The 19,937-nt window shown below is 73.5% G+C and carries 15 protein-coding genes; 9 read left to right on the top strand and 6 right to left on the bottom strand.

Annotated elements, in window-relative coordinates; translation table 11 throughout:
- The first annotated feature begins 385 nt into the window (after window positions 1-385).
- Window positions 386-943 carry an Rv3235 family protein gene (locus J5Y04_RS43325; RefSeq protein WP_209416069.1) on the top strand — a complete coding sequence of 186 codons (558 nt, stop codon included), beginning with the start codon at window positions 386-388 and terminating at the stop codon, window positions 941-943.
- 176 nt (window positions 944-1,119) lie between these two features.
- Here J5Y04_RS43325 and secA read toward each other — a convergent pair whose 3' ends face one another.
- Window positions 1,120-3,882: a preprotein translocase subunit SecA gene (secA, locus tag J5Y04_RS32895; RefSeq protein WP_209416068.1), complete on the bottom strand. Its 2,763-nt coding sequence runs from the start codon at window positions 3,880-3,882 to the stop codon at window positions 1,120-1,122.
- A 251-nt stretch (window positions 3,883-4,133) separates the two neighbouring features.
- Here secA and J5Y04_RS32890 point away from each other — a divergent pair, with 251 nt between their 5' ends.
- The gene (locus tag J5Y04_RS32890) at window positions 4,134-4,712 is read left to right on the top strand and encodes a GNAT family N-acetyltransferase (RefSeq protein WP_209416067.1); all 579 of its coding nucleotides are present in this window, start codon (window positions 4,134-4,136) and stop codon (window positions 4,710-4,712) included.
- Between the two features lie 100 nt (window positions 4,713-4,812).
- Complete coding sequence (locus J5Y04_RS32885) at window positions 4,813-6,006, top strand: winged helix-turn-helix domain-containing protein (RefSeq protein ID WP_209416066.1); 1,194 nt, start codon at window positions 4,813-4,815, stop codon at window positions 6,004-6,006.
- Window positions 6,007-6,015: 9 nt separating this feature from the next.
- Here the strand turns inward: J5Y04_RS32885 and J5Y04_RS32880 are convergent, their stop codons facing one another.
- Together J5Y04_RS32880 and hpf are read right to left on the bottom strand one after the other, a co-directional pair.
- A complete protein-coding gene (locus tag J5Y04_RS32880; protein WP_209416065.1) occupies window positions 6,016-6,774 on the bottom strand; it encodes a response regulator transcription factor in 759 nt (252 codons plus the stop codon).
- Window positions 6,775-6,958: 184 nt separating this feature from the next.
- Entirely contained in the window at window positions 6,959-7,651 is a 693-nt protein-coding gene (hpf, locus tag J5Y04_RS32875) for a ribosome hibernation-promoting factor, HPF/YfiA family (protein ID WP_209416064.1), read from the bottom strand.
- Between the two features lie 368 nt (window positions 7,652-8,019).
- On the opposite strand from hpf, the gene J5Y04_RS32870 reads away from it, so the two are divergent.
- The gene (locus J5Y04_RS32870; protein ID WP_209416063.1) at window positions 8,020-8,790 is read left to right on the top strand and encodes a ComF family protein; all 771 of its coding nucleotides are present in this window, start codon (window positions 8,020-8,022) and stop codon (window positions 8,788-8,790) included.
- 76 nt (window positions 8,791-8,866) lie between these two features.
- Here the strand turns inward: J5Y04_RS32870 and J5Y04_RS32865 are convergent, their stop codons facing one another.
- The 3 genes from J5Y04_RS32865 to mtrA are packed head-to-tail and all read right to left on the bottom strand — an operon-like array spanning window position 8,867 to window position 13,548.
- Window positions 8,867-10,744, bottom strand: coding sequence for an LpqB family beta-propeller domain-containing protein (locus J5Y04_RS32865; protein WP_209416062.1), 1,878 nt, complete (start codon window positions 10,742-10,744; stop codon window positions 8,867-8,869).
- A complete protein-coding gene (mtrB, locus tag J5Y04_RS32860) occupies window positions 10,719-12,869 on the bottom strand; it encodes an MtrAB system histidine kinase MtrB (protein WP_374106158.1) in 2,151 nt (716 codons plus the stop codon). The genes J5Y04_RS32865 and mtrB overlap by 26 nt, the downstream gene beginning before the upstream one ends.
- A gap of 1 nt (window position 12,870) precedes the next feature.
- Complete coding sequence (gene mtrA / locus J5Y04_RS32855) at window positions 12,871-13,548, bottom strand: MtrAB system response regulator MtrA (protein WP_030061806.1); 678 nt, start codon at window positions 13,546-13,548, stop codon at window positions 12,871-12,873.
- A gap of 288 nt (window positions 13,549-13,836) precedes the next feature.
- On the opposite strand from mtrA, the gene J5Y04_RS32850 reads away from it, so the two are divergent.
- From J5Y04_RS32850 to J5Y04_RS32830, 5 genes are all read left to right on the top strand, one after another.
- Window positions 13,837-15,015: a hypothetical protein gene (locus J5Y04_RS32850; RefSeq protein ID WP_209416061.1), complete on the top strand. Its 1,179-nt coding sequence runs from the start codon at window positions 13,837-13,839 to the stop codon at window positions 15,013-15,015.
- Between the two features lie 5 nt (window positions 15,016-15,020).
- Complete coding sequence (locus J5Y04_RS32845) at window positions 15,021-15,692, top strand: DUF4129 domain-containing protein (protein WP_209416060.1); 672 nt, start codon at window positions 15,021-15,023, stop codon at window positions 15,690-15,692.
- Complete coding sequence (locus tag J5Y04_RS32840; RefSeq protein WP_245205910.1) at window positions 15,689-17,002, top strand: DUF4350 domain-containing protein; 1,314 nt, start codon at window positions 15,689-15,691, stop codon at window positions 17,000-17,002. The genes J5Y04_RS32845 and J5Y04_RS32840 overlap by 4 nt, the downstream gene beginning before the upstream one ends.
- 101 nt (window positions 17,003-17,103) lie before the next feature.
- Window positions 17,104-18,033, top strand: a complete 930-nt coding sequence (locus J5Y04_RS32835; protein ID WP_241003262.1) for a MoxR family ATPase — start codon at window positions 17,104-17,106, stop codon at window positions 18,031-18,033.
- Window positions 18,034-18,070: 37 nt separating this feature from the next.
- Window positions 18,071-19,381, top strand: a complete 1,311-nt coding sequence (locus J5Y04_RS32830; protein WP_209416059.1) for a DUF58 domain-containing protein — start codon at window positions 18,071-18,073, stop codon at window positions 19,379-19,381.
- The last annotated feature ends 556 nt before the right edge of the window (window positions 19,382-19,937 follow it).

The following is a 19,937-nucleotide window of genomic DNA, read 5'->3' as shown; positions in this document are numbered from 1 at the left end:
CGGTTGCCGTCCGTGCCCGGGGCCGGCCGGAGCCTCGTCCGTTCCGGAGCCTGCGCGGCTGCGGTCCGGACTCCGGTGCCGGCCCGGGTCCAGACTCCGATCGTGCGTGCCGACCGGCCGGCGGCGCAACGCCACGCCCCGCCCCGCCCCGGCCACCCGTCCCGGCGGAGCCGACCGTCCCCTTTCGGGCTTTCCCACCCGGCCCCGCACGTCAACCGCGTGCCCGTCGCGCGGTCCCGCCGCCCTTCGCCACACTGGCCGGTTCACCCGGATAGGTGAACTTTCGGACGGGCCCGGGAGGGTCGGGAACCCGCTTGCCGCCCCGCGCGAGGCAGGACTACCAAGGGCTCGTCCGTACTCGCACCACCTGCTCCGGGAGTGCCGCATGACCGTCCGCCCAACCCCCACCGGCCCCGTCCCGGCCGGGCCCGTCCCGGCCGGGCCGCACCCCGCGGGACCGCACCACGGCGCCCGCACCGGCCGGACCACCCAGCCGCCGGCCCGGCCGCACCATCCGCGCACCACCGCGCGGACGTGCCACCACCCGCCCGCCGGCCGGCGGCCGCGCCACCCCCGGGCCGCGTGCGCCACGCCCGGCACCCCGGCCGCCGCCCCCGGCGTCCGCAGCGGGCTGAGCACCCGCTTCGCCCACCAGCTGGTCGAGGTGCTCACCGGCGCGCGGCCGTCCGGCCAGCTGATGCGCCACACCACGCTCGACGGCTACGGCCAGCTCGCCTCGCTCGTGCGCGCGGGCACGCTGCGACGCGGCGGCGCCGCGGACCGGCCCCGGCTCGGCCCGGTGCACGACAGATCGCCCTCCCCCGACGCCATCGAGGCGTGCGTGCGGGTCGACCTCGGCAGCCGGCACCACATGGTGGCGTTCCGGCTGGAGCTGCGCGGACCCGCCGGGCAATGGCAGTGCACCGCAGTGGAGGCCCGATGAGCACGGCCCTGCGGCCACGGCCGGCCCCCGCGACCCCGGCCCGCACGACCCCGGCGCCTGCCCTGGCCCGCACCACCCCTGCCCGCACCACCCCTGCCCCCGCAACGGCGCAGGGCGCCACCCCCCTACGGGAGCGGCGCCCTGCGTGGCGGCGGGCCGGGCGGACCGGCCGCGCCTCAGCCCTTGCGGCGGCGGCCCTTGGCCGACTTGGCGGCCTTGCGGCGCTCGGCGCGGGTCAGCCCGTCGCCCTCGTCCTCCGGCGCGAGGTCGTCGAAGTCGCCCTCGACGACACCGCCGCCGATCTCGTCCGAGGGGGCGGTGTAGTGCAGCCGCTGCGGCTTGGGGGCCTCCAGGCCCTTGGCCTTGATCTCCGGGCGGGCGGCGTCCTTCTCCAGCTTGTCGAGCACCACCTCGGCGTCGTCGACCGGCACCTCCTCGACCTGCTGCTCGACCTGGACCTCCAGGTTGAACAGGTAGCCGACGGACTCCTCCTTGATGCCCTCCATCATGGCGGTGAACATGTCGAAGCCCTCGCGCTGGTACTCGACCAGCGGGTCGCGCTGCGCCATCGCCCGCAGGCCGATGCCCTCCTGGAGGTAGTCCATCTCGTAGAGGTGCTCACGCCAGCGGCGGTCCAGCACCGAGAGGACGACCCGGCGCTCCAGCTCGCGCATGATCTCCGCGCCCAGCTGGTCCTCGCGGGCGCCGTACTGCGCCTGGACGTCCTCCTGGATGACCTTGACGAGGAACTCCGGGGTGAGCCCGGCGGCGCCGCCGGCCTCCTCCTCCAGCTCCTCCAGCTCCAGGGTGACGGGGTAGAGCTGCTTCAGCGCCGACCAGAGCTTGTCGAGGTCCCAGTCGTCCTCGAAGCCCTCACCGGTGGCCGCCTTGACGTACGCCTCGACGGTGTCGTCCATGAAGTGGCCGACCTGCTCCTGGAGGTCCTCGCCCTCCAGAACCCGGCGGCGCTCGCCGTAGATGACCTCGCGCTGGCGGTTCAGCACCTCGTCGTACTTGAGGACGTTCTTGCGGATCTCGAAGTTCTGCTGCTCGACCTGGGTCTGCGCCGAGGCGATGGCGCGGGTGACCATCTTCGACTCGATCGGCACGTCCTCCGGCACGTTGGCCATCGAGAGCACGCGCTCGACCATGCCGGCCTTGAACAGGCGCATCAGGTCGTCGCCGAGCGACAGGTAGAAGCGGGACTCGCCCGGGTCGCCCTGACGGCCGGAGCGGCCGCGCAGCTGGTTGTCGATGCGGCGGGACTCGTGCCGCTCGGTGCCGAGGACGTAGAGGCCACCGGCCTCCTTGACCTCGTCCTGCTCGGCCTTGACGGAGCCCTTGGCCTTCTCCAGCGCGGCCGGGAACGCGGCCTCGTACTCGTCCGGGGTGTCCACCGGCGTGATCCCGCGCTGGGCCAGCTCGGCCGCCGCGAGGTGGTCGGCGTTGCCGCCGAGCATGATGTCGGTACCGCGGCCGGCCATGTTGGTGGCGACGGTGACGGCGCCCTTGCGGCCCGCCTGGGCGACGATCTGCGCCTCGCGCTCGTGGTGCTTGGCGTTCAGCACCTCGTGCGGGATGCCGCGCTTGCGCAGCTCCTGCGACAGGTACTCGGACTTCTCGACCGACACGGTGCCGACCAGCACCGGCTGGCCCTTCTCGTGCTTCTCGGCGATGTCCTCGACCACGGCGGCGAACTTGGCCGGCTCCGACTTGTAGATCAGGTCGGGCTGGTCGATGCGCAGCGGGGTCTTGTTGGTCGGGATCGGCACCACGCCGAGCTTGTAGATCTGGTGGAACTCGGCCGCCTCGGTGGTACCGGTACCGGTCATGCCGGCCAGCTTGTCGTACAGGCGGAAGAAGTTCTGCAGGGTGATGGTGGCCAGCGTCTGGTTCTCGTTCTGGACCTCCACCCCCTCCTTGGCCTCGATCGCCTGGTGCATGCCCTCGTTGTAGCGGCGGCCGGCGAGGATACGACCGGTGTGCTCGTCCACGATCATGACCTCGCCGTTCATCACGACGTAGTCCTTGTCGTTCTTGTAGAGCTCCTTCGCCTTGATGGCGTTGTTCAGGAACCCGACGAGCGGCGTGTTCACGGACTCGTAGAGGTTGTCGATGCCGAGGTAGTCCTCGACCCGGGAGACGCCTTCCTCCAGCACGCCGACGGTGCGCTTCTTCTCGTCGACCTCGTAGTCGCGGTCGATCTTCAGGCGCTGCACCAGCTTGGCGAAGTCGGCGTACCACTTGGTCGCCTGGTCGGCCGGGCCGGAGATGATCAGCGGGGTACGGGCCTCGTCGATGAGGATCGAGTCGACCTCGTCGACCACCGCGAAGTTGTGGCCGCGCTGGACGAGCTCGTCCTTCGACCAGGCCATGTTGTCGCGCAGGTAGTCGAAGCCGAACTCGTTGTTGGTGCCGTACGTGATGTCCATCCCGTACTGGCGCTTGCGCTCGGCGGGCGTCATGTTGCCCAGGATCACGCCGACTTCGAGGCCCAGGAAGCGGTGCACCCGGCCCATCCACTCCGAGTCGCGCTCGGCGAGGTAGTCGTTGACGGTGATCAGGTGCACGCCCTTGCCCGTGAGCGCGTTGAGGTACGCGGGCAGGGTGCCGACCAGGGTCTTGCCCTCACCGGTGCGCATCTCGGCGACGTAGCCGAGGTGCAGCGCGGCGCCACCCATGAGCTGGACGTCGTAGTGCCGCTGGCCGAGCACGCGCTTGGCCGCCTCGCGGACGGTGGCGAACGCCTCCGGGAGGATGTCGTCCAGGGTCTCGCCGTCGGCGAGCCGCTGCTTGTACTCGTCGGTCAGCGCGCGCAGCTCGGCGTCGGTGAGGTTGACGAAGTCCTCTTCGATGGAGTTGACCTGGGCAGCAATCCGCTGCAGCTTGCGAAGGATCTTGCCTTCGCCGGCGCGCAGGATCTTGTCGAAGACGGACACTTGAGCGGGCTCCTTGCCTGTATTGGCACTGGACGACTGCACGGGGGGTCCACCCCACCGCACGGGCCATCGTATGCGAGGAGTCCAATGCCCCGGGAGGTGCGTCAGCACGCTATTCCCGTGTCACCCCTGCGAGCACATGACCTGATAGCGCCGCCGACCGGGGCAAATCGGTCGCCCCTCCGGGCAGTTGGACGGTTAAGCCGGTTAATCGGATGCTCCCATTCGTCCCTGGACGGAATAATCCGTGCATGACAGAGCGACCCGACACCCCCCGTCCCGACACCCTCGGCACCGAGCGCCTGATCCTGCGGGCCCCGCAGGAGTCCGACGTCGACGCGATCTTCGAGGCCTGCCAGGACGCGGAGATCCAGCGCTGGACGGTGGTCCCGAGCCCGTACCGGCGCGAGGATGCCGAGTTCTTCGTCAACGACCTGGCCCCCGACGGCCGGCGCACCGGCGACAACCTCGTCTGGTGCGTGTTCGAGCGCGGGACCGGCGCCCTGGTCGGCTCCCAGGGGCTCGTCCGCTGCCCCGGCCGCCCGGGCACCGCCGAGGTCGGCTGGTGGGCGGTGAAGGAGTTCCGCGGCCGCGGGTACACCGTCGAGGCCGCCCGCGAGGTGGCCCGCTACGGGCTCACCGAGCTGGGCATGCGCCGGCTGGAGTGGGTGGCGTACGTGGGCAACGAGGGGTCGCGCGCGGTCGCCGAGAAGGTCGGTTTCCGCTTCGAGGGCACCCTGCGTTCGTTCGCGGAGCAGCGCGGCGAGTTCCGGGACTCCTGGGTCGCCGGACTGCTCGCCATCGACCTCGCCGACCGGCCCTCCGGCTGACCCCGCCCCGTCGGGCCCGCGCCCGGGTGCGCCCGACGGGGCGGGCACGGGCCGGGGCGGGCAGCCCGCGTTGTCAGTGCCCCGGTCTACGCTCGCCGGCATGAGCGCCTCGACTCCCGCCCCGGCCCCCGTCGCCACCCTCGGCGCCGACGACGCCCGCCGCATCGCCCTGCGCGCGCAGGGCCTGCTCGGCGCGCCGGACCGCCGCGGCGGTGTCCGCGGGGTGCTGCGGCACCTGGGCGCCGTCCAGCTCGACACCATCTCGGTCCTGGCCCGCTCGCACGAGCTGATCCCGTACGCGCGGCTCGGCGCGGTCGGCCGCCCGGCCGTCGAGGCGGCGTACTGGGGCGCCGGCGCGAGCTTCGAGTACTGGTCGCACGCGGCCTGCATCCTGCCGATCGAGGAGTGGCCGCTGTTCGCGTTCCGCCGCCGCTACTACCGCGAGCGCACGCACGTCTGGGGCAAGCAGGTGGGCGAGGCCACCTACCGGTCGGTGCTGGACCAGCTGCGCACCGAGGGGCCGCTGACCTCCACCGAGCTGGGCGGCGCCAAGAAGACGGCCGACTGGTGGGACTGGTCCGACACCAAGATCGCAGTGGAGCGGGCGCTGGCCTTCGGTGACGTCGTCTGCACCGAGCGTCGCAGCTGGAAGCGGGTCTACGCGCTGGCCGAACAGGCCGTCCCCGCCGAGCTGTTCGACGCCGAACCGGCCGACGACGAGTGCCTGCGCACCCTGGTCGCGCAGTCCGGCGCCGCGCTCGGCGTCGCCACCCGGGCCGACCTGCTGGACTACCACCGGCTGCGCGCCGAGCAGTTGGACGCGGTACTGGCCGACTCCGGCCTCGTCCCGGTGGAGGTGGCGGGCTGGGGCCCGGCCGGCGCCCCCGCCGCGGCCTGGGCCGATCCGGCCGCACTCGCCGCCGCGCCGCGCGGCCGCCACCGCACCACGCTGCTCTCCCCGTTCGACTCGCTGATCTGGGACCGCGCCCGCACCGAGCGGATCTTCGGCATGGCCCACCGGCTGGAGGCCTACACCCCCAAGCACAAGCGGGTGCACGGCTACTTCGCGATGCCGCTGCTGGCCGGCGGCCGGCTGGTCGGCCGGGTCGACCCGGCCCGGGAGGGAAGGACCCTGGTGGCCCGTCAGGTCTCGCTGGACTCCGCCCGGCACGTCGAGGCGCTGGCGACCGCCCTGCGCGAGGCGGCCGCGTGGGTGGGCTGCGACGCGGTCCGGGTCGAGGCCCTGCAGGAGGAGTCGCTGCGCCCGGCCCTGGAGAAGCTGCTCAAGGGCTAGGCGGCCGCGTCACCCTATCTCGAGGATCTTCTCCCGCATCGCGTAGACCACGGCCTCCATCCGGGAGTGCAGTTGGAGCTTCTCCAGGATGTTGCGGACGTGGTTCTTCACGGTGTTCTCGCTGATGAACAGCTCCTTGGCGATCTCCCGGTTGTTCATCCCGGTGGCCACCAGCTTCAGCACCTCCAACTCCCGGTCGGTCAGCCGGGGTGCGGGCACCAGGTCCCGGTCGTCGGAGCGGCGCTGGATCATCGACTTGAACTCGGTGAGCAGCTTGGAGGCCATCGACGGGCTGATCTGGGACTGCCCGTCGGCGACCGCGCGGATCGCGGTGGCGACCTCGTCGGTGGAGATCTCCTTGAGCAGGTAGCCGGTCGCACCGGCCTTGATCGCCTCGTAGAGGTCGGCTTCCTCGTCGCTGATCGTCAGCATGATGATCTTGGCGCTGGGCACCACGTCCTTGATCGCGGTGCAGGCCTCGATCCCGCTGCGGCGGGGCATCCGGACGTCCATCAGGATGATGTCGGGCAGCAGGTCGGCCGCCTTCAGCACTGCCTCGGCGCCGTCCCCGGCCTCACCGATGACCTTGATGTCCTCCTCCTCCGCGAGCACGATCTCCAGCCCGCGGCGGAACAACGCATGGTCGTCCACCACCAGGACGCGGATCGGCTCCCGCCGGTGTGGGGCGTACTCGGGCTCGTCACCCTGCCCGGGCGCCACCCCCGTGACCGGCCCCGTAGCGGGCCCCAGCCCGAAGTGATCCCCCATCCGCTCCTCCCCCGTCGCCGGTCGTCGTGCGCCAATCATTCCACGGCCCGGACACGCTTCGGTCACCCTCCGGCGCCGATCCTCCGCATCGGGTGACCTCGCGGCCGTCCGCGCCGCCCCGGAACGCCGGTGACCCCGGCGGTCGCTGCCGCCGGGGTCACCCCTCCCAACACTGCCAGGACGGTCAGTCCTCGTCGCCGGTCCCGCCGATCGCACCGCCCGCGCCACCACCGGCCGCGGCCGAACCGTCGGCCTTCAGGTGGATGACGCCGTAGTTGTAACCGTGCCGGCGGTAGACGACGCTCGGCAGGCCGCTGTCCTTCTCGACGAAGAGGTAGAAGTCGTGGCCGACCAGTTCCATCTCGTAGAGCGCCTGGTCGAGCGCCATGGGGGCGGCCGGGTGGGTCTTCTCCCGGACCACCAGCGGGCCTTCGCCCTCCACTTCCAGGGATCCCATCATGGTCTTGCGGACGGCCCCGTTGGTCTCGCCCTCCTGCCGCGTCGTGTCCGGCAGCGCGGCCAGGGCCGCGGTCGCCTCGGCGACGCTGATGGGGGTGCGGCCGTTGCCGCCCTTGTGCACCCGGCGCCGGTCTGCGGACTTGCGCAGCTGGGCGTCGAGCTTCGCCGAAGCCAGGTCGAGCGCCGCGTACGGGTCTCCGGCGGCGGCCTCGGCCCGGATCACGGGCCCACGGGTACGGAGAGTGATCTCCACCCGCTCGGACCGGTCGGCCTGCCGCGGGTTGTGCTCCTTGGACACCTCGACGTCGAGGCTGATCACCTTGCCGTCGAACTTCTGGACCTTCTCCAGCTTCTCGGCCACGTGCTCGCGGAACCTCTTGGGCACCTCGGTCTTGCGGCCCTTGACGACGATGTCCACGCAGAACTCCGATCCCTCGTGCTGACGCCGATCCGGGTGCTACCGGATCGGGCTGAGACCAGCCGGACCAGCCAATCCACTGCCGGCCCTCCGCCCCCGCCGCGAGCGACGGAAACGACTGGCCCTCACCTCACTTCCTCCCCACCAGGGACGGTTGAAACCCCCTGGAGCCTCATGGAACACCTCACACGGGGTTTTCGCCTCCCCAGGCAGGAAAGCGGGTATGACCCGATGCTGCAGGCTGGCGGTCAAGCTGCTCCACCCTGTCTACCCTCCCGCGAGTGAAACATGAGTAAACGGCTGGACAACACCCCCCGTACGGCGCATCCTTTGCTCACTCTCCGTGCCTGCCGCCGCCAGGAGCAGCCGTGCCGTCCACCTCGTCCCCCGCCCGTCCACAGACCGCCCAAGGGCCCTTCGCCCACGCACTGGCCGGTCTGCTGGACGTGTTGCTCCCGGCCCGCTGCGCCGGCTGCGGCGCCGACCGCACACAGCTCTGCGCGGCCTGCCGGAACGCCCTTGCCACGGCCCGCCCGGGCCCCACCGCCCTGCCCTGGGTGCACGCCGCCGCCCCCTACGCCGATCCGGTCCGCCAGTTGCTGCTGGCCCACAAGGAGCGCGGCGCGCTGCGGCTGGCCGGTCCGCTCGGCGAAGCGCTCGCCCGGGCCGTGCGCTCCTCGCTCGGGCCGCGCGCCGGGCTCGCACCGCTGCTGCTGGTCCCGATGCCCTCCGCCCGGGCCGCCGTCCGCGCCCGCGGCCACGACCCGACGCTCCGGCTGGCGGGCGCCGCCGCCCGGTCGCTGCGCCGGGCCGGGGTGGACGCCCGCGCGGCGTCACTGCTGCGGCACACCCGGCCGGTTGCCGACCAGGCGGGCCTGACCGCCGCCGAGCGCCGGCGGAACCTGCACGGCGCGCTGACCGTGCTGCCGCGCGCGGACTGCCGGTTGACCGGACGTCAGCCGGTCCTGGTGGACGACCTGGTGACCACCGGGGCCAGCCTCGCCGAGGCCGCCCGGGCCCTGGCCGCCGCCGGCCTCCCGCCGAAGGCGGCCGCCACGGTCGCGGCCGCCGTCCCGCACCGCCGGGCCGCCACCGCGCCGCCCGGCCCGGACGGACCTCGCCGGCCGCGGCCCGGGTAGCCGCCCGGGGCGGGCGTCCGGCGGGCCCTGACCCGGGCGGACGGAGCCGGCCCGGTCCGGGCGGACGAAGGAGGCCCTAGCCCGGGTAGATGAAGGAGGCCGCCCGCAGGTTCGGGTTGACCTCCCGCCACTGGCTGTTGACGAGCCGGAAGATCTGGCCGTCGGAGGCCCGGCGCGCGAGCACCGGCGGCACCTGGGCCGGGGAGTCCGCGCGGAACTCCGACGCCTCCGCCGTGGCCATGCTCTCCCCGCCCTGGAGCGAGGCCTCGCTGCTCGGCGAGCCGTCGGTGCTGATGTAGTGCAGCTGCTGGATGCGCCCGTTCTCCTTGCCCAGCACGAGCAGCTGGTCGGTCTCCGCCCAGGACACCGAGGCGACCTCGGTGAGCAGCGGAGCCGCCCCGCGCAGCCCGGTGATCCGCACGGTGGGCGCCTCCTTGGTGCCGCCGTGCACCACCAGGCCGAGCCAGAGCGACCGGACACCGGCCGGGTTCCTGAGCACCAGCGCGATCCGGACACCGTCCGAGGAGACCTTGAGGTCCTGCACGACCTGGCCGTCGAGGCCGTCGACGGGCACGGTGTACACCTTGCTGCCGCGGACCATCAGCACCCGCCGGTTCTGCGGGTCGCGGTCCACCACCCAGAGGTTGCCGCGGCCGTCCCAGCTGGGCGAGGCGAGCGCGTCCTCACTCCGGTCACCGGGCCGGGGCGGGGTGCTGAGCAGCGGTTCGGGCATCGTCGACGCGCCGTCCGCGAGGGCCACCGAGTAGAGCTGGTGCCCGTTGCCGCTGATCGCCGCGGCGCGTTCGCCGTCCCGGGCCACCGCGATGGCGCCGAGCGCCGGCTGCTTGTTCGGCTGCGGCTTGCCGAGCGGGCCGCGGACGGCGGTGCCGTCGGTGTCGCGGGCCTCCATCAGCACGCCGTCCTCGGCGCGCTGGAAGTACTGCCTGGCCGCGGCGTCGCCGGCCAGCGCGCCCGGGCCGCTGACCGGCCCGTCGAGGCTGGTGGCCTGGCAGCCGGTGCCGCGCGGGTTCTTCAGCTCCAGCCGCTCCACCTGTCCCTTGCCCTGGTCGGCGAGGGTGTAGAAGAGCTGGGTGGCCATCTGCCGGCAGGCCGTCGGGTTGCCGAGCTCGACCCCGTTGAGGACCACATGGGCGACGCGTCCCTCGTCGACCGTGACCCGGTCGACGGTGGCGCCGGTCGGGAAGGCGGTCCGGACCACCGGCGACAGCCAGTCGGACGGACCGGAGACGACGGCCTTGGCGGCCGAGGTCAGCGTGTCTATTCGGCGCCGCAGGTAGACCGGGTCGGCGATCAGCACGTCCTGGGCGCTGACCGCCGTGGTGCCGGCCGCCGACGGGTCCTGGGCCGCGTAGAAGAAGCGGTCCACCTGGCGGAAGCTGTTGCGGAAGTTGGTCTGGTTGATGATCAGGCCGTCGGGCAGCTTCGCGATGCGCCACTCGCCGCCCTTCTCCCGGACGAACGTGAACGGGAGGTCCACGTCCAGCTGCCCGCCGGAGAAGGTGTAGGAGTGCTTGTCGTCCACCTTGGCAACGACCTTGCCGGGCACCTGGATGGAGAACGACGTGTCGGTGTCCGTCACGGTCTGGTTGGACCGCGGGGTGGGGTTGGCCTCCAGCACCTGGATGCCGGCGTCCGGGTTCCAGTGGACGGCCGCCTCGTCGGTGAGGTACTTGCGCGCCGTGTCGTAGCTCTCGTCCGCGGTCAGCGCGTCCAGGAAGCCGTTCAGCAGCCCCTCCGGCTTGGCGCCCTTGACGGGCCCCACCGGGAAGACCCGGACCTGGAGGTTCTTGTCCGCCGTGCCCTGCGACAGCTCGACCTTGCCGATGCCGCCGGAGTCCGGCATCGCCGCGCAGCCGCCGGCCAGCACGGCGACCAGCACCGTGCCGGCCACCGCGGCCGTCCGCGGCTCAGTAGTGCTGCTGGTCCTTCGCACGCTGCGACCCCTCCGTGTCCGTCCCGCCCGTGCCGTTCGCGCCTCCGGCCGCAACCGTCAGGTCCGGCTCCGCCGTCCGCTGTGCCACCGACGGCCTTCCCGGCGTCGGGTCCACCATGACCTGGGCTCCGGTGGCACCGTACCCGGCCCCCACGGTCCGCACGTCCGAGGGGTCGGAGCGCGGCCCCTCGGGCAGCCGGGGGGCGCCCAGTCCGGGGCCGATGCTCAGGACGCCGCCCAGCCCGCTGCCGAACCCACTGCCGGTGCCTTCCGGGGTCTCCGGAACGCCCGGGTCCTCGGTGGCGGTCAGCGCGGTCGCGCCGGACGGGCGGATCGCCCGCCGGTACGGGGTCCCGTACGAGCCGAGCCCCCGGTTGTTGCGGGAGTCCTCCGGTTCCAGCCGGAACGGCGCCCGGCTGATCTCGCCGCCGCGGGTGCGCGGCAGGGTGAGCCGGAAGTGCGAGCCGCCGCCGGGCTCGCCCCAGGCCTGGAGCCAGCCGCCGTGCAGGTGCGCGTCCTCGACCGCGATGGACAGGCCCAGCCCGGTGCCGCCGGTGGTCCGGACCCGCGACGGGTCGGCCCGCCAGAAGCGGTGGAACACCCGGGACGCCTCGCCGGGCTTGAGCCCGATGCCGTAGTCGCGCACGCCGACCGCGACCGCGCCGTCGGCCGAGCCCAGCCGGACCACGACGTCGCGGCCCTCTCCGTGCTCCAGCGCGTTGACGACCAGGTTGCGAAGGATGCGCTCGATCCGGCGGGAGTCGACCTCGGCCAGCACCGGCTCGCCGTCGCCGCGGACCACCACGGCGCTGCCCTTGGCCTGGGCCAGCGGGTCGGCGGCCTCGATCACCCGGCCGACGATCTCGCGCAGGTCGACCGGCTCGGCGTCGAGGATCGCGGCGCCGGCGTCGAAGCGGCTGATCTCCAGCAGGTCGGCGAGCAGCGACTCGAAGCGGTCCAGCTGGCCCTGGAGCAGCTCGGCCGAGCGGGCCGCCATCGGATCGAGGTCCTCGCGGCTGTCGTAGATGAGGTCGGCGGCCATCCGCACGGTGGTGAGCGGGGTGCGCAGCTCGTGCGAGACGTCCGAGACGAAGCGCCGCTGCACCCGGGAGAGCTCCTCCAGCTGGCGGATCTGCGCCTGGAGGGCGTTGGCCATCCGGTTGAACGATTCGCCGAGGCGGGCGATGTCGTCCGTCCCGGTGACCTTCATCCGCTCCTCCAGGTGGCCGGCGGCCAGCCGCTCGGAGATCCCGGCGGCCATCCGGACCGGGGTCACCACCTGGCGCACCACCAGCCAGGCGATGCCGCCCATCATGATCACCACGAAGACGCCCGCGGTGGCGAGCGTGCCGGTGACCAGGCCGAGGGTGTTGGTCTCCTGGCCGAAGGAGAAGACGTAGTACAGCTGGTACGGGGTGCCGGTGGGCCCGGAGAACTGCATGCCGATGGCGAGGCCGGGCTCGGTCCGGCCACCGCTCTCCGGGGCGCGCTGGATGACGGTCGGCTGGTCGAAGATGCCGGCCTCCGACGTCACCCGGGCGCGCAGGGAGTCGGGGATGCTGCTCGGCTGGATGTCGCCGGAGTAGCGCGGCCCCAGGCCGGTGTTCTCCAGGGAGACCGACTGCCCGCTGTTGGGCATGATGGCGATCACCGAGTAGACGTTCTGTCCGCTGGCCGCGAGGTCACCGACCTGCTTCAGCAGCCAGGTGCCGATCTCCTCGGTGGTCGGGTCGGCGGTCGGGGCGACCTTGAGGCGCAGCTCCTTCGCCTCGTCGATCTTCTTCTGCTCGGTCTGGAAGCCGGCCCGGGCCTGGCTGCGCGCCGAGTCCTTCTTGGTGTTCAGCAGCCCGTTGCGGACCTGGGCCACCACCACGACGCCCAACACGAGCACCACGACGACGGACAGCATCAGGGTGGCCGCGACCACCCTCAGCTGGATCGAGCGCCGGTACAGCGCCAGCACCCGTTGCACGGGCCGGCGCAGCTGACGGACCACCGGTGCGAGCACTCCCGCGAGGCCGCGCCGGCGGCGGCTGCGCGTGGTCGAGCTCAGGACGTCCCCGCGCACGGCGGCGCCCCCGTCGGTCGCGGTACCCGACGGGGTCTCGTCAGCCTGGTACGCCACGTCAGCTGGGTCCGGCCTTGTAGCCGACGCCGCGCACGGTCACCACGATCTCCGGGCGTTCCGGGTCCTTCTCGATCTTGGAGCGGAGCCGCTGGACGTGCACGTTGACCAGCCGGGTGTCCGCCGCGTGGCGGTACCCCCAGACCTGCTCCAGCAGCACCTCGCGGGTGAACACCTGCCAGGGCTTGCGGGCCAGCGCGACCAGCAGGTCGAACTCCAGCGGGGTCAGCGGGATGCCCCGGCCGTCCCGCTTCACGGAGTGCCCGGCCACGTCGATCACCAGATCGCCGATGGTCAGCTGCTCGGGCGTCGGCTCCTCGGCACGGCGCAGCCGTGCGCGAACCCGGGCCACCAGCTCCTTGGGCTTGAACGGCTTGGTGACGTAGTCGTCGGCGCCCGACTCCAGGCCGACCACGACGTCGACGGTGTCCGTCTTCGCGGTCAGCATGACGATCGGGATGCCCGACTCCGCCCGGATCTGCCGGCATACGTCGATGCCGTCCCGGCCGGGCAGCATCAGGTCCAGCAGGACCAGGTCGGGCTTGGTCTCACGGAAAGCGGCTAGTGCCTTGTCCCCATCCGCGACGAAAAACGGCTCAAAACCCTCACCACGCAGCACAATGCCGAGCATCTCGGCCAGTGCGGAGTCGTCATCAACGACGAGGACGCGTCCCTTCATGCATCCATCCTCTCATTACCGGATTGTGACCTGCCGCACAGCAGTCCCATTGCTCCAGAACGGCCAAGTCCCGGCCCGGCCAATTCCGGCCATACCGGACGAATGTCCTGGCCCGAACCGGCACCGGTGCCCCGGAGGCCAGCGACCGGCTGCCGGCCGGGCCCCCGTTGGCCGTTCAGCGACCGGATACCCCTGGGGCCCGTCCGACCACCATGGCACGATGGGCGCTGCGCGCGGGTGAAGATCCACCCGGCCCCGCGAACCCTGAAGCCCCTCCGAGGAGCAGTGATGACCGACACTCCGGGCTGGGCCTCGCCCAGCTCGTCCGAGCAGCCCCGCGACGAGGCCCGGCCCCCGGCCGACGCACCCGCCGCCGTGCCCGGGCAGTCGGTACCACCCCACGCCGCGCACCCCGCACCGGGCGCCGGCCACGTCGGCGCGCAGTACGGCGCACCGGGGCCCCACGGACAGCCCGGCCAGTACGGCCCGTACGGCTGGGGCGCCCCGCCGAGCCCCAAGCCCGGCGTGATCCCGCTGCGCCCGCTCGGCGTCGGCGAGATCCTCGACGGCGCGGTCTCGACCATCCGCACGCACTGGCGCACCACGCTCGGTCTCTCGCTGGGCCTCGCCGTCATCGAGCAGGGCGGCACCCTCGCGGCCCAGCTGGCCATCAACGGCAGCACCGGCAACCTGACCCAGGCCCTGGCCGGCGTCGTCGTCCTGCCGCTGAACCTGCTGATCGCCGTCATCGCCTCCGCGCTGCTCACGATGGTGGTCAGCCGTGCCGTCCTCGGGAAGTCCGCCACCGCCGGAGAGGCCTGGCGCGAGGCCCGGCCCCAGCTGCTGCGGATGTTCGGGCTCAGCCTGCTCAGCGGCCTGATCTGGGGCGGCATCGTGCTGCTCGGCTTCACCCCGCTCATCGGCTACGTCGTGGCCGGCGCGGACGAACCCGCCATCGTCGGCCTCCTCGTCGTGGTCGGCCTGCTCAGTGTCCCGGCCGCCGTCTGGGTCGGGGTCCAGCTGAGCCTCGCCGCCCCGGCCCTGATGCTGGAGAAGCAGGGCATCACGGCCGCGCTCTCCCGCTCCCGCCGCCTGGTCCGCGGCGCCTGGTGGCGGCAGGCCGGCATCAACCTGCTCGCCTGGGTGCTGTCGTTCATCGTCTCGATGATCATCGCCACCCCGTTCGCCGTCATCGGCATGGCCCTGGGCTTCGACCACCTCGTCAACGAGGCGGGCTCCACCGACGCCTCCGTCCCGGCCTCCATGCTCGTCGCGAGCGCGATCGGCGGGATCATCGCCTCGACCCTCACCATCCCGTTCAGCGCCGCCATCACCGTCCTCCTCTACGTCGACCAGCGGATCCGCCGCGAGGCCCTCGACATCGAGCTGGCCCGCGCCGCCGGCCTGCCCGAGTACGGCGGCACCGGCTGGAGCGACCCGGTCGGCCCGAACCCGGCAAGGCGCTGACCCGCATGCCGAACTGGGGGGAGATGGCGCCGGCCGCGGGCGGCGCCCCGGTCACCACGCCGCGTGACCCGGCTCGCGACGCCGTGCGCGACGAACTGCTCAAGGCCGACTACCACCGGCACGACCCGAGCCTCCAGCAACGGGTCTACGACTGGTTCATGGACCGGATCGACGACGCGCTCAACGCCATCGCCGGTGACGGCACCACGGGCACGACCGGCCTGATCCTGTTCCTGGTGGTCGCCGTCGTGATCGCCGCCGCCCTCTGGTGGCGCCTCGGCGCGCCCCGGCGGGCCGCCCGCACCACGCCCGACGTCTTCGGCACCGCCGGACCGCGCAGCGCCGCCCAGTACCGGGCCGACGCCGAGCGCCACGCCGCCGCCGGCCAGTGGGCCGAGGCCGTCCGCGAGCAGATGCGCGCCGTCGTCCGGGGCCTGGAGGAACGCACCCTGCTCGACACCCGGCCCGGCCGCACCGCCGACGAGGCCGCCACCGAGGCGGGCCGCATGCTGCCCGGTCACGCCGCGGACCTCACCGCGGCCGCCCGCACCTTCGACGACATCGCCTACGGCGAGCGCACCGCCGACCAGGCCGCGTACCAGCTGCTCCGCGACCTCGACCAGGCCCTCGAACGCGCCCGCCCGGCCCTCGCCGCGGCCCCGGGAGGAGCGGCATGACCACCACCACCCCGGGCACCGACGCCCCCGGCCCGGCCGTGCCACCGGCGCCCCCCACCGCCCCCGCGGGCACCGCACCCGCCGACGCCGGAAGGCCCGCCCCCGCCCCCGCCGGCCCGGCCGTGCCACCCGAGCCCCGCGTCAGCCCCAGCAGCCTCGCGCCCACCGGCCGCAGCCTCTGGTACCGCTCGCGCTGGTTCCTGCTCGCCGCCGCGCTGGTCCTGCTCGCCGCCGCCCTCCTGGCCGGCCTCAACCAGGACCGCCGCTACCCGCCGCTCGACCCGCGCTCCTACGACCCCGACGGCGCCCACGCCGTGGTCGCCCTGCTCCAGCGCGAAGGCCTCAAGGTCGACATCACCGCCGACCTCACCGCCCGCACCTCCGGCAACGACACCCTCGTCGTCCCCGAACCCGACCTGCTCGACCCCGCCCAGCTGCGCGACCTCGCCGCCGCCGGGCACGCCCGGCTGGTCCTGTTCTCCCCCGGTCCCGCCGCGCTCAGCGCCCTGGCACCCGGCGTCCGCCCCTCCGACGAGGGCGGCGGCGCGCCGTACGCCGCCGTACGCAGCACCCCCGCCCAGTGCGCGCTCACCGAGGCCGTCCGGGCCGGCACCGCCCACCTCGGCGGCCTGCTCTACACCACCGGCAGCCGCGGCGAGGGCTGCTACCCGCGCGGCCACGGCTTCCCCCTGGTGGCCGCACCGACCGGCAAGGGAACCGAGGTGGTCGTCCTCGGCAGCGGCGACTTCCTCAGCAACGAGCTGGTCAAGAAGGACGGCAACGCCTCGCTCGCCCTCGGCCTGCTCGGCTCCCGGCCCAACCTGACCTGGCACCTGCCCGACTACTCGACGCCGGTCGCCGCGGGCGGCGACAAACGGTTCACCGACTACATCCCCGACGGGTGGCGCTGGGCCGCGTACCAGCTCGCCGTCGCCGCCCTGCTGGCCGCCGCCTGGCGTGCCCGCCGGCTCGGCCCCGTCGTCAGCGAGAACCTGCCCGTGGTCGTCCGCGCCGCCGAGACCACCGAGGGCCGGGCCCGCCTCTACCGCCGGGCCAAGGCCCGCGGCCGCGCCGCCGACGCCCTGCGCCGCGCCGCCGTCCACCGGCTCGCCCCGGCCCTCGGCATTCCGCTCAGCGCCGGCGCCCCCGACCCGACCGCACTCTGCGCGGCCGTCGTCGACCGCCTCCCCGACCGGCCCGCCGGAGACGTACGGGCCCTCCTGTACGGCCCGCCCCCGACCGACGACGCCGCACTGCTGCGGCTCGCCGACGACCTCGACGCCCTCGAAAGGCAGGTACGAAAGCCGTGACCGAACAGGCCACCACCCAGCTCCGCATCACCCCCGGCACGGCACCCGCCACCCCCGAAACCGCCGGCACCGTCGGCGCCACGACCGACCCGCGCCAGGCCCTGACCGCCCTGCGCGCCGAGATCGGCAAGGCCGTGGTCGGCCAGGACGCCGCCGTCACGGGCCTCGTCGTCGCACTGCTCTGCGGCGGCCACGTGCTGCTGGAGGGCGTCCCCGGTGTCGCAAAGACCCTGCTGGTCCGCACCCTCTCCACCGCGCTCAGCCTCGACACCAAGCGCATCCAGTTCACCCCCGACCTGATGCCCGGCGACGTCACCGGCTCGCTGGTCTACGACGCCCGCACCGCCGAGTTCTCCTTCCAGCCCGGCCCGGTCTTCACCAACCTGCTGCTCGCCGACGAGATCAACCGCACCCCTCCGAAGACCCAGGCCGCCCTGCTGGAGGCCATGGAGGAGCACCAGGTCACCGTCGACGGCGAGCCCCGCAAGCTGCCCGTCCCGTTCCTGGTCGCCGCGACGCAGAACCCGGTCGAGTACGAGGGCACCTACCCGCTGCCCGAGGCCCAGCTGGACCGCTTCCTGCTCAAGCTGATCCTGCCGCTGCCCGACCGCGACCAGGAGTACCAGGTCCTCGCCAAGCACGCCTCCGGCTTCGACCCGCGCGACCTCGCCGCGGCCGGGGTCCGCCCGGTCGCCGGCCCCCAGCACATCGCCGCCGCCCGCGAGCAGATCGCCAAGCTCACCGTCTCCCCCGAGGTCCTCGCCTACATGGTCGACCTCTGCCGGGCGACCCGGCAGTCCCCGTCGCTCTCCATCGGCGTCTCGCCGCGTGGCGCCACCGCCCTGCTCGCGGCCTCCCGCGCCTGGGCCTGGCTGGCCGGCCGCGACTACGTCACCCCGGACGACGTCAAGGCGCTCGCCCTGCCCACCCTGCGCCACCGGGTGGCCCTCCGTGCCGAGGCCGAGATGGAGGGCGTCACCGCCGACTCCGTCATCCAGGCCGTCCTGGCCCAGACGCCCGCCCCGCGCTGACCGCCTCCACCGCCTCGCTCACGAAGGAGCGCACCGCATGGCCCTCACCGGGCGAACCGCCCTGCTCGCCGCACTCGGCGCGCTCGTCGTGGGTCTGCTCCTGCCCTCCTGGGGCGGGATCGCCGCCGTCACCGGCGCGGTCCTGCTCGCCGTCGCGGCCGACCTCGTGCTCGCCGCCCCGGTCCGCCGCCTGCGGATCACCCGGGGCGGCGACACCACCGTCCGGCTCGGCGAACCCGCCTCCGTCGAACTGACCGTCACCAACCTCGCGGGCCGCCCGCTCAGAGCCCTCGTCCGCGACGCCTGGGCCCCCTCCGCCTGGCGGCCCGGCACCGCGGTCGCCGGCTCCCGGCACACCCTGCGCGTCCCCGGCCTCGAACGACGCCGCGTCACCACCGTGCTCACCCCGACGCGGCGCGGCGACCACCACGCCCACAAGGTGACCGTCCGTTCGCTCGGCCCCCTCGGCCTGGCCGCCCGTCAGGGATCGCACCTCGTCCCCTGGACGGTCCGCGCCCTGCCCCCCTTCAACAGCCGCAAGCACCTGCCGTCCCGGCTCGCCCGGCTGCGCGAACTCGACGGCCGCACCTCCGTCCTGACCCGCGGCCAGGGCACCGAGTTCGACTCGCTGCGTGAGTACCTGCCCGGCGACGACATCCGCTCCATCGACTGGCGCGCCAGCGCCCGCCGCAACACCGTCGCCGTACGCACCTGGCGCCCCGAGCGCGACCGGCACATCCTGGTCGTCCTCGACACCGGCCGCACCTCCGCCGGCCGGGTCGGCGACGCCCCCCGCCTGGACGCGTCGCTCGACGCCGCGCTGCTGCTGACCGCGCTCGCCACCAAGGCCGGCGACCGGGTCGACCTGCTCGCGCACGACCTGCGCAAGCGCGTCTCGGTGGCCGGCCGGGCCCCCAACGAGATCCTGCCCGCCTTCACCAACGCGATGGCCACCCTCGAACCCGCGCTCTACGAGACCGACATGCGCTCGCTGGTCGCCTCCGCCCTGAAGATGGCCCCGCACCGCTCGCTGATCGTCCTACTGACCGGGCTCGACGCGGCCCCGGCCGAGGACGGACTGCTGCCGCTGCTGCCGCTCCTCACCAAGCGCCACGAGGTCGTCCTCGCCTCGGTCTCCGACCCGAACCTGGACGAGCTGGCCGCCGGCCGCGGCACCGTCGAGGCCGTGTACGGTGCGGCCGCCGCCGAGCAGACCCGCGCAGACCGCCGCCTCACCGCCGACCGGCTCACCCGCGCCGGCGTCACCGTCCTCGACGCGCCGCCGACCGCCGTGGCCCCGGCCCTCGCCGACACCTACCTCGCGCTCAAGGCCGCAGGCCGCCTCTGAGCGCAGGTCCTCCCCGTCCCCGCTCCCGCGGGGGCCCTCCACAACCTCCGAAGGCTCCGTAGCCACGACGACGCCCCGCTACCGACTCCGGTAGCGGGGCGTCGTCGTGGCTACGGAGGGCACTCCTTCCGGGGGACGGGCCTTCCGGTGGACGGGCCTTCCCAGGGCCGCCTCCCCCAAGTAGCCCTCCCCGATGGACCTACTCCGGACGGGCCTTCCCCGGCGCCCTCCACCGCCTCACAGGCCGGCGGGCACCTTGCGCTGCACCGGCGGGAAGCTCAGGTGGCACGGGGAGGGGCGCGCAGGCCCCTGTCCTCTCTGCCCGTCGACCTCTGCCCGTCAGTCCGTTCCCTGCGCCTGCCTGCCGACCGCGGGTGGCGGGTGGCGGGTGGCGGGTCCAGAGATCCGCCACCGCAACATCCGCCGGCACAACGCAAAGAACCCCCGATCCGTGATGGATCGGGGGTTCTTTGTGAATGATTGTTCGGCGGCGTCCTACTCTCCCACAGGGTCCCCCCTGCAGTACCATCGGCGCTGTGAGGCTTAGCTTCCGGGT

Origin of the sequence: Kitasatospora sp. RG8, from assembly GCF_017813315.1 — a bacterium.
Taxonomy (GTDB): Bacteria; Actinomycetota; Actinomycetes; order Streptomycetales; family Streptomycetaceae; genus Kitasatospora.
Note: the sequence above shows the minus strand (reverse complement) of the source record. Positions and strands in the feature narration are given on the sequence as shown.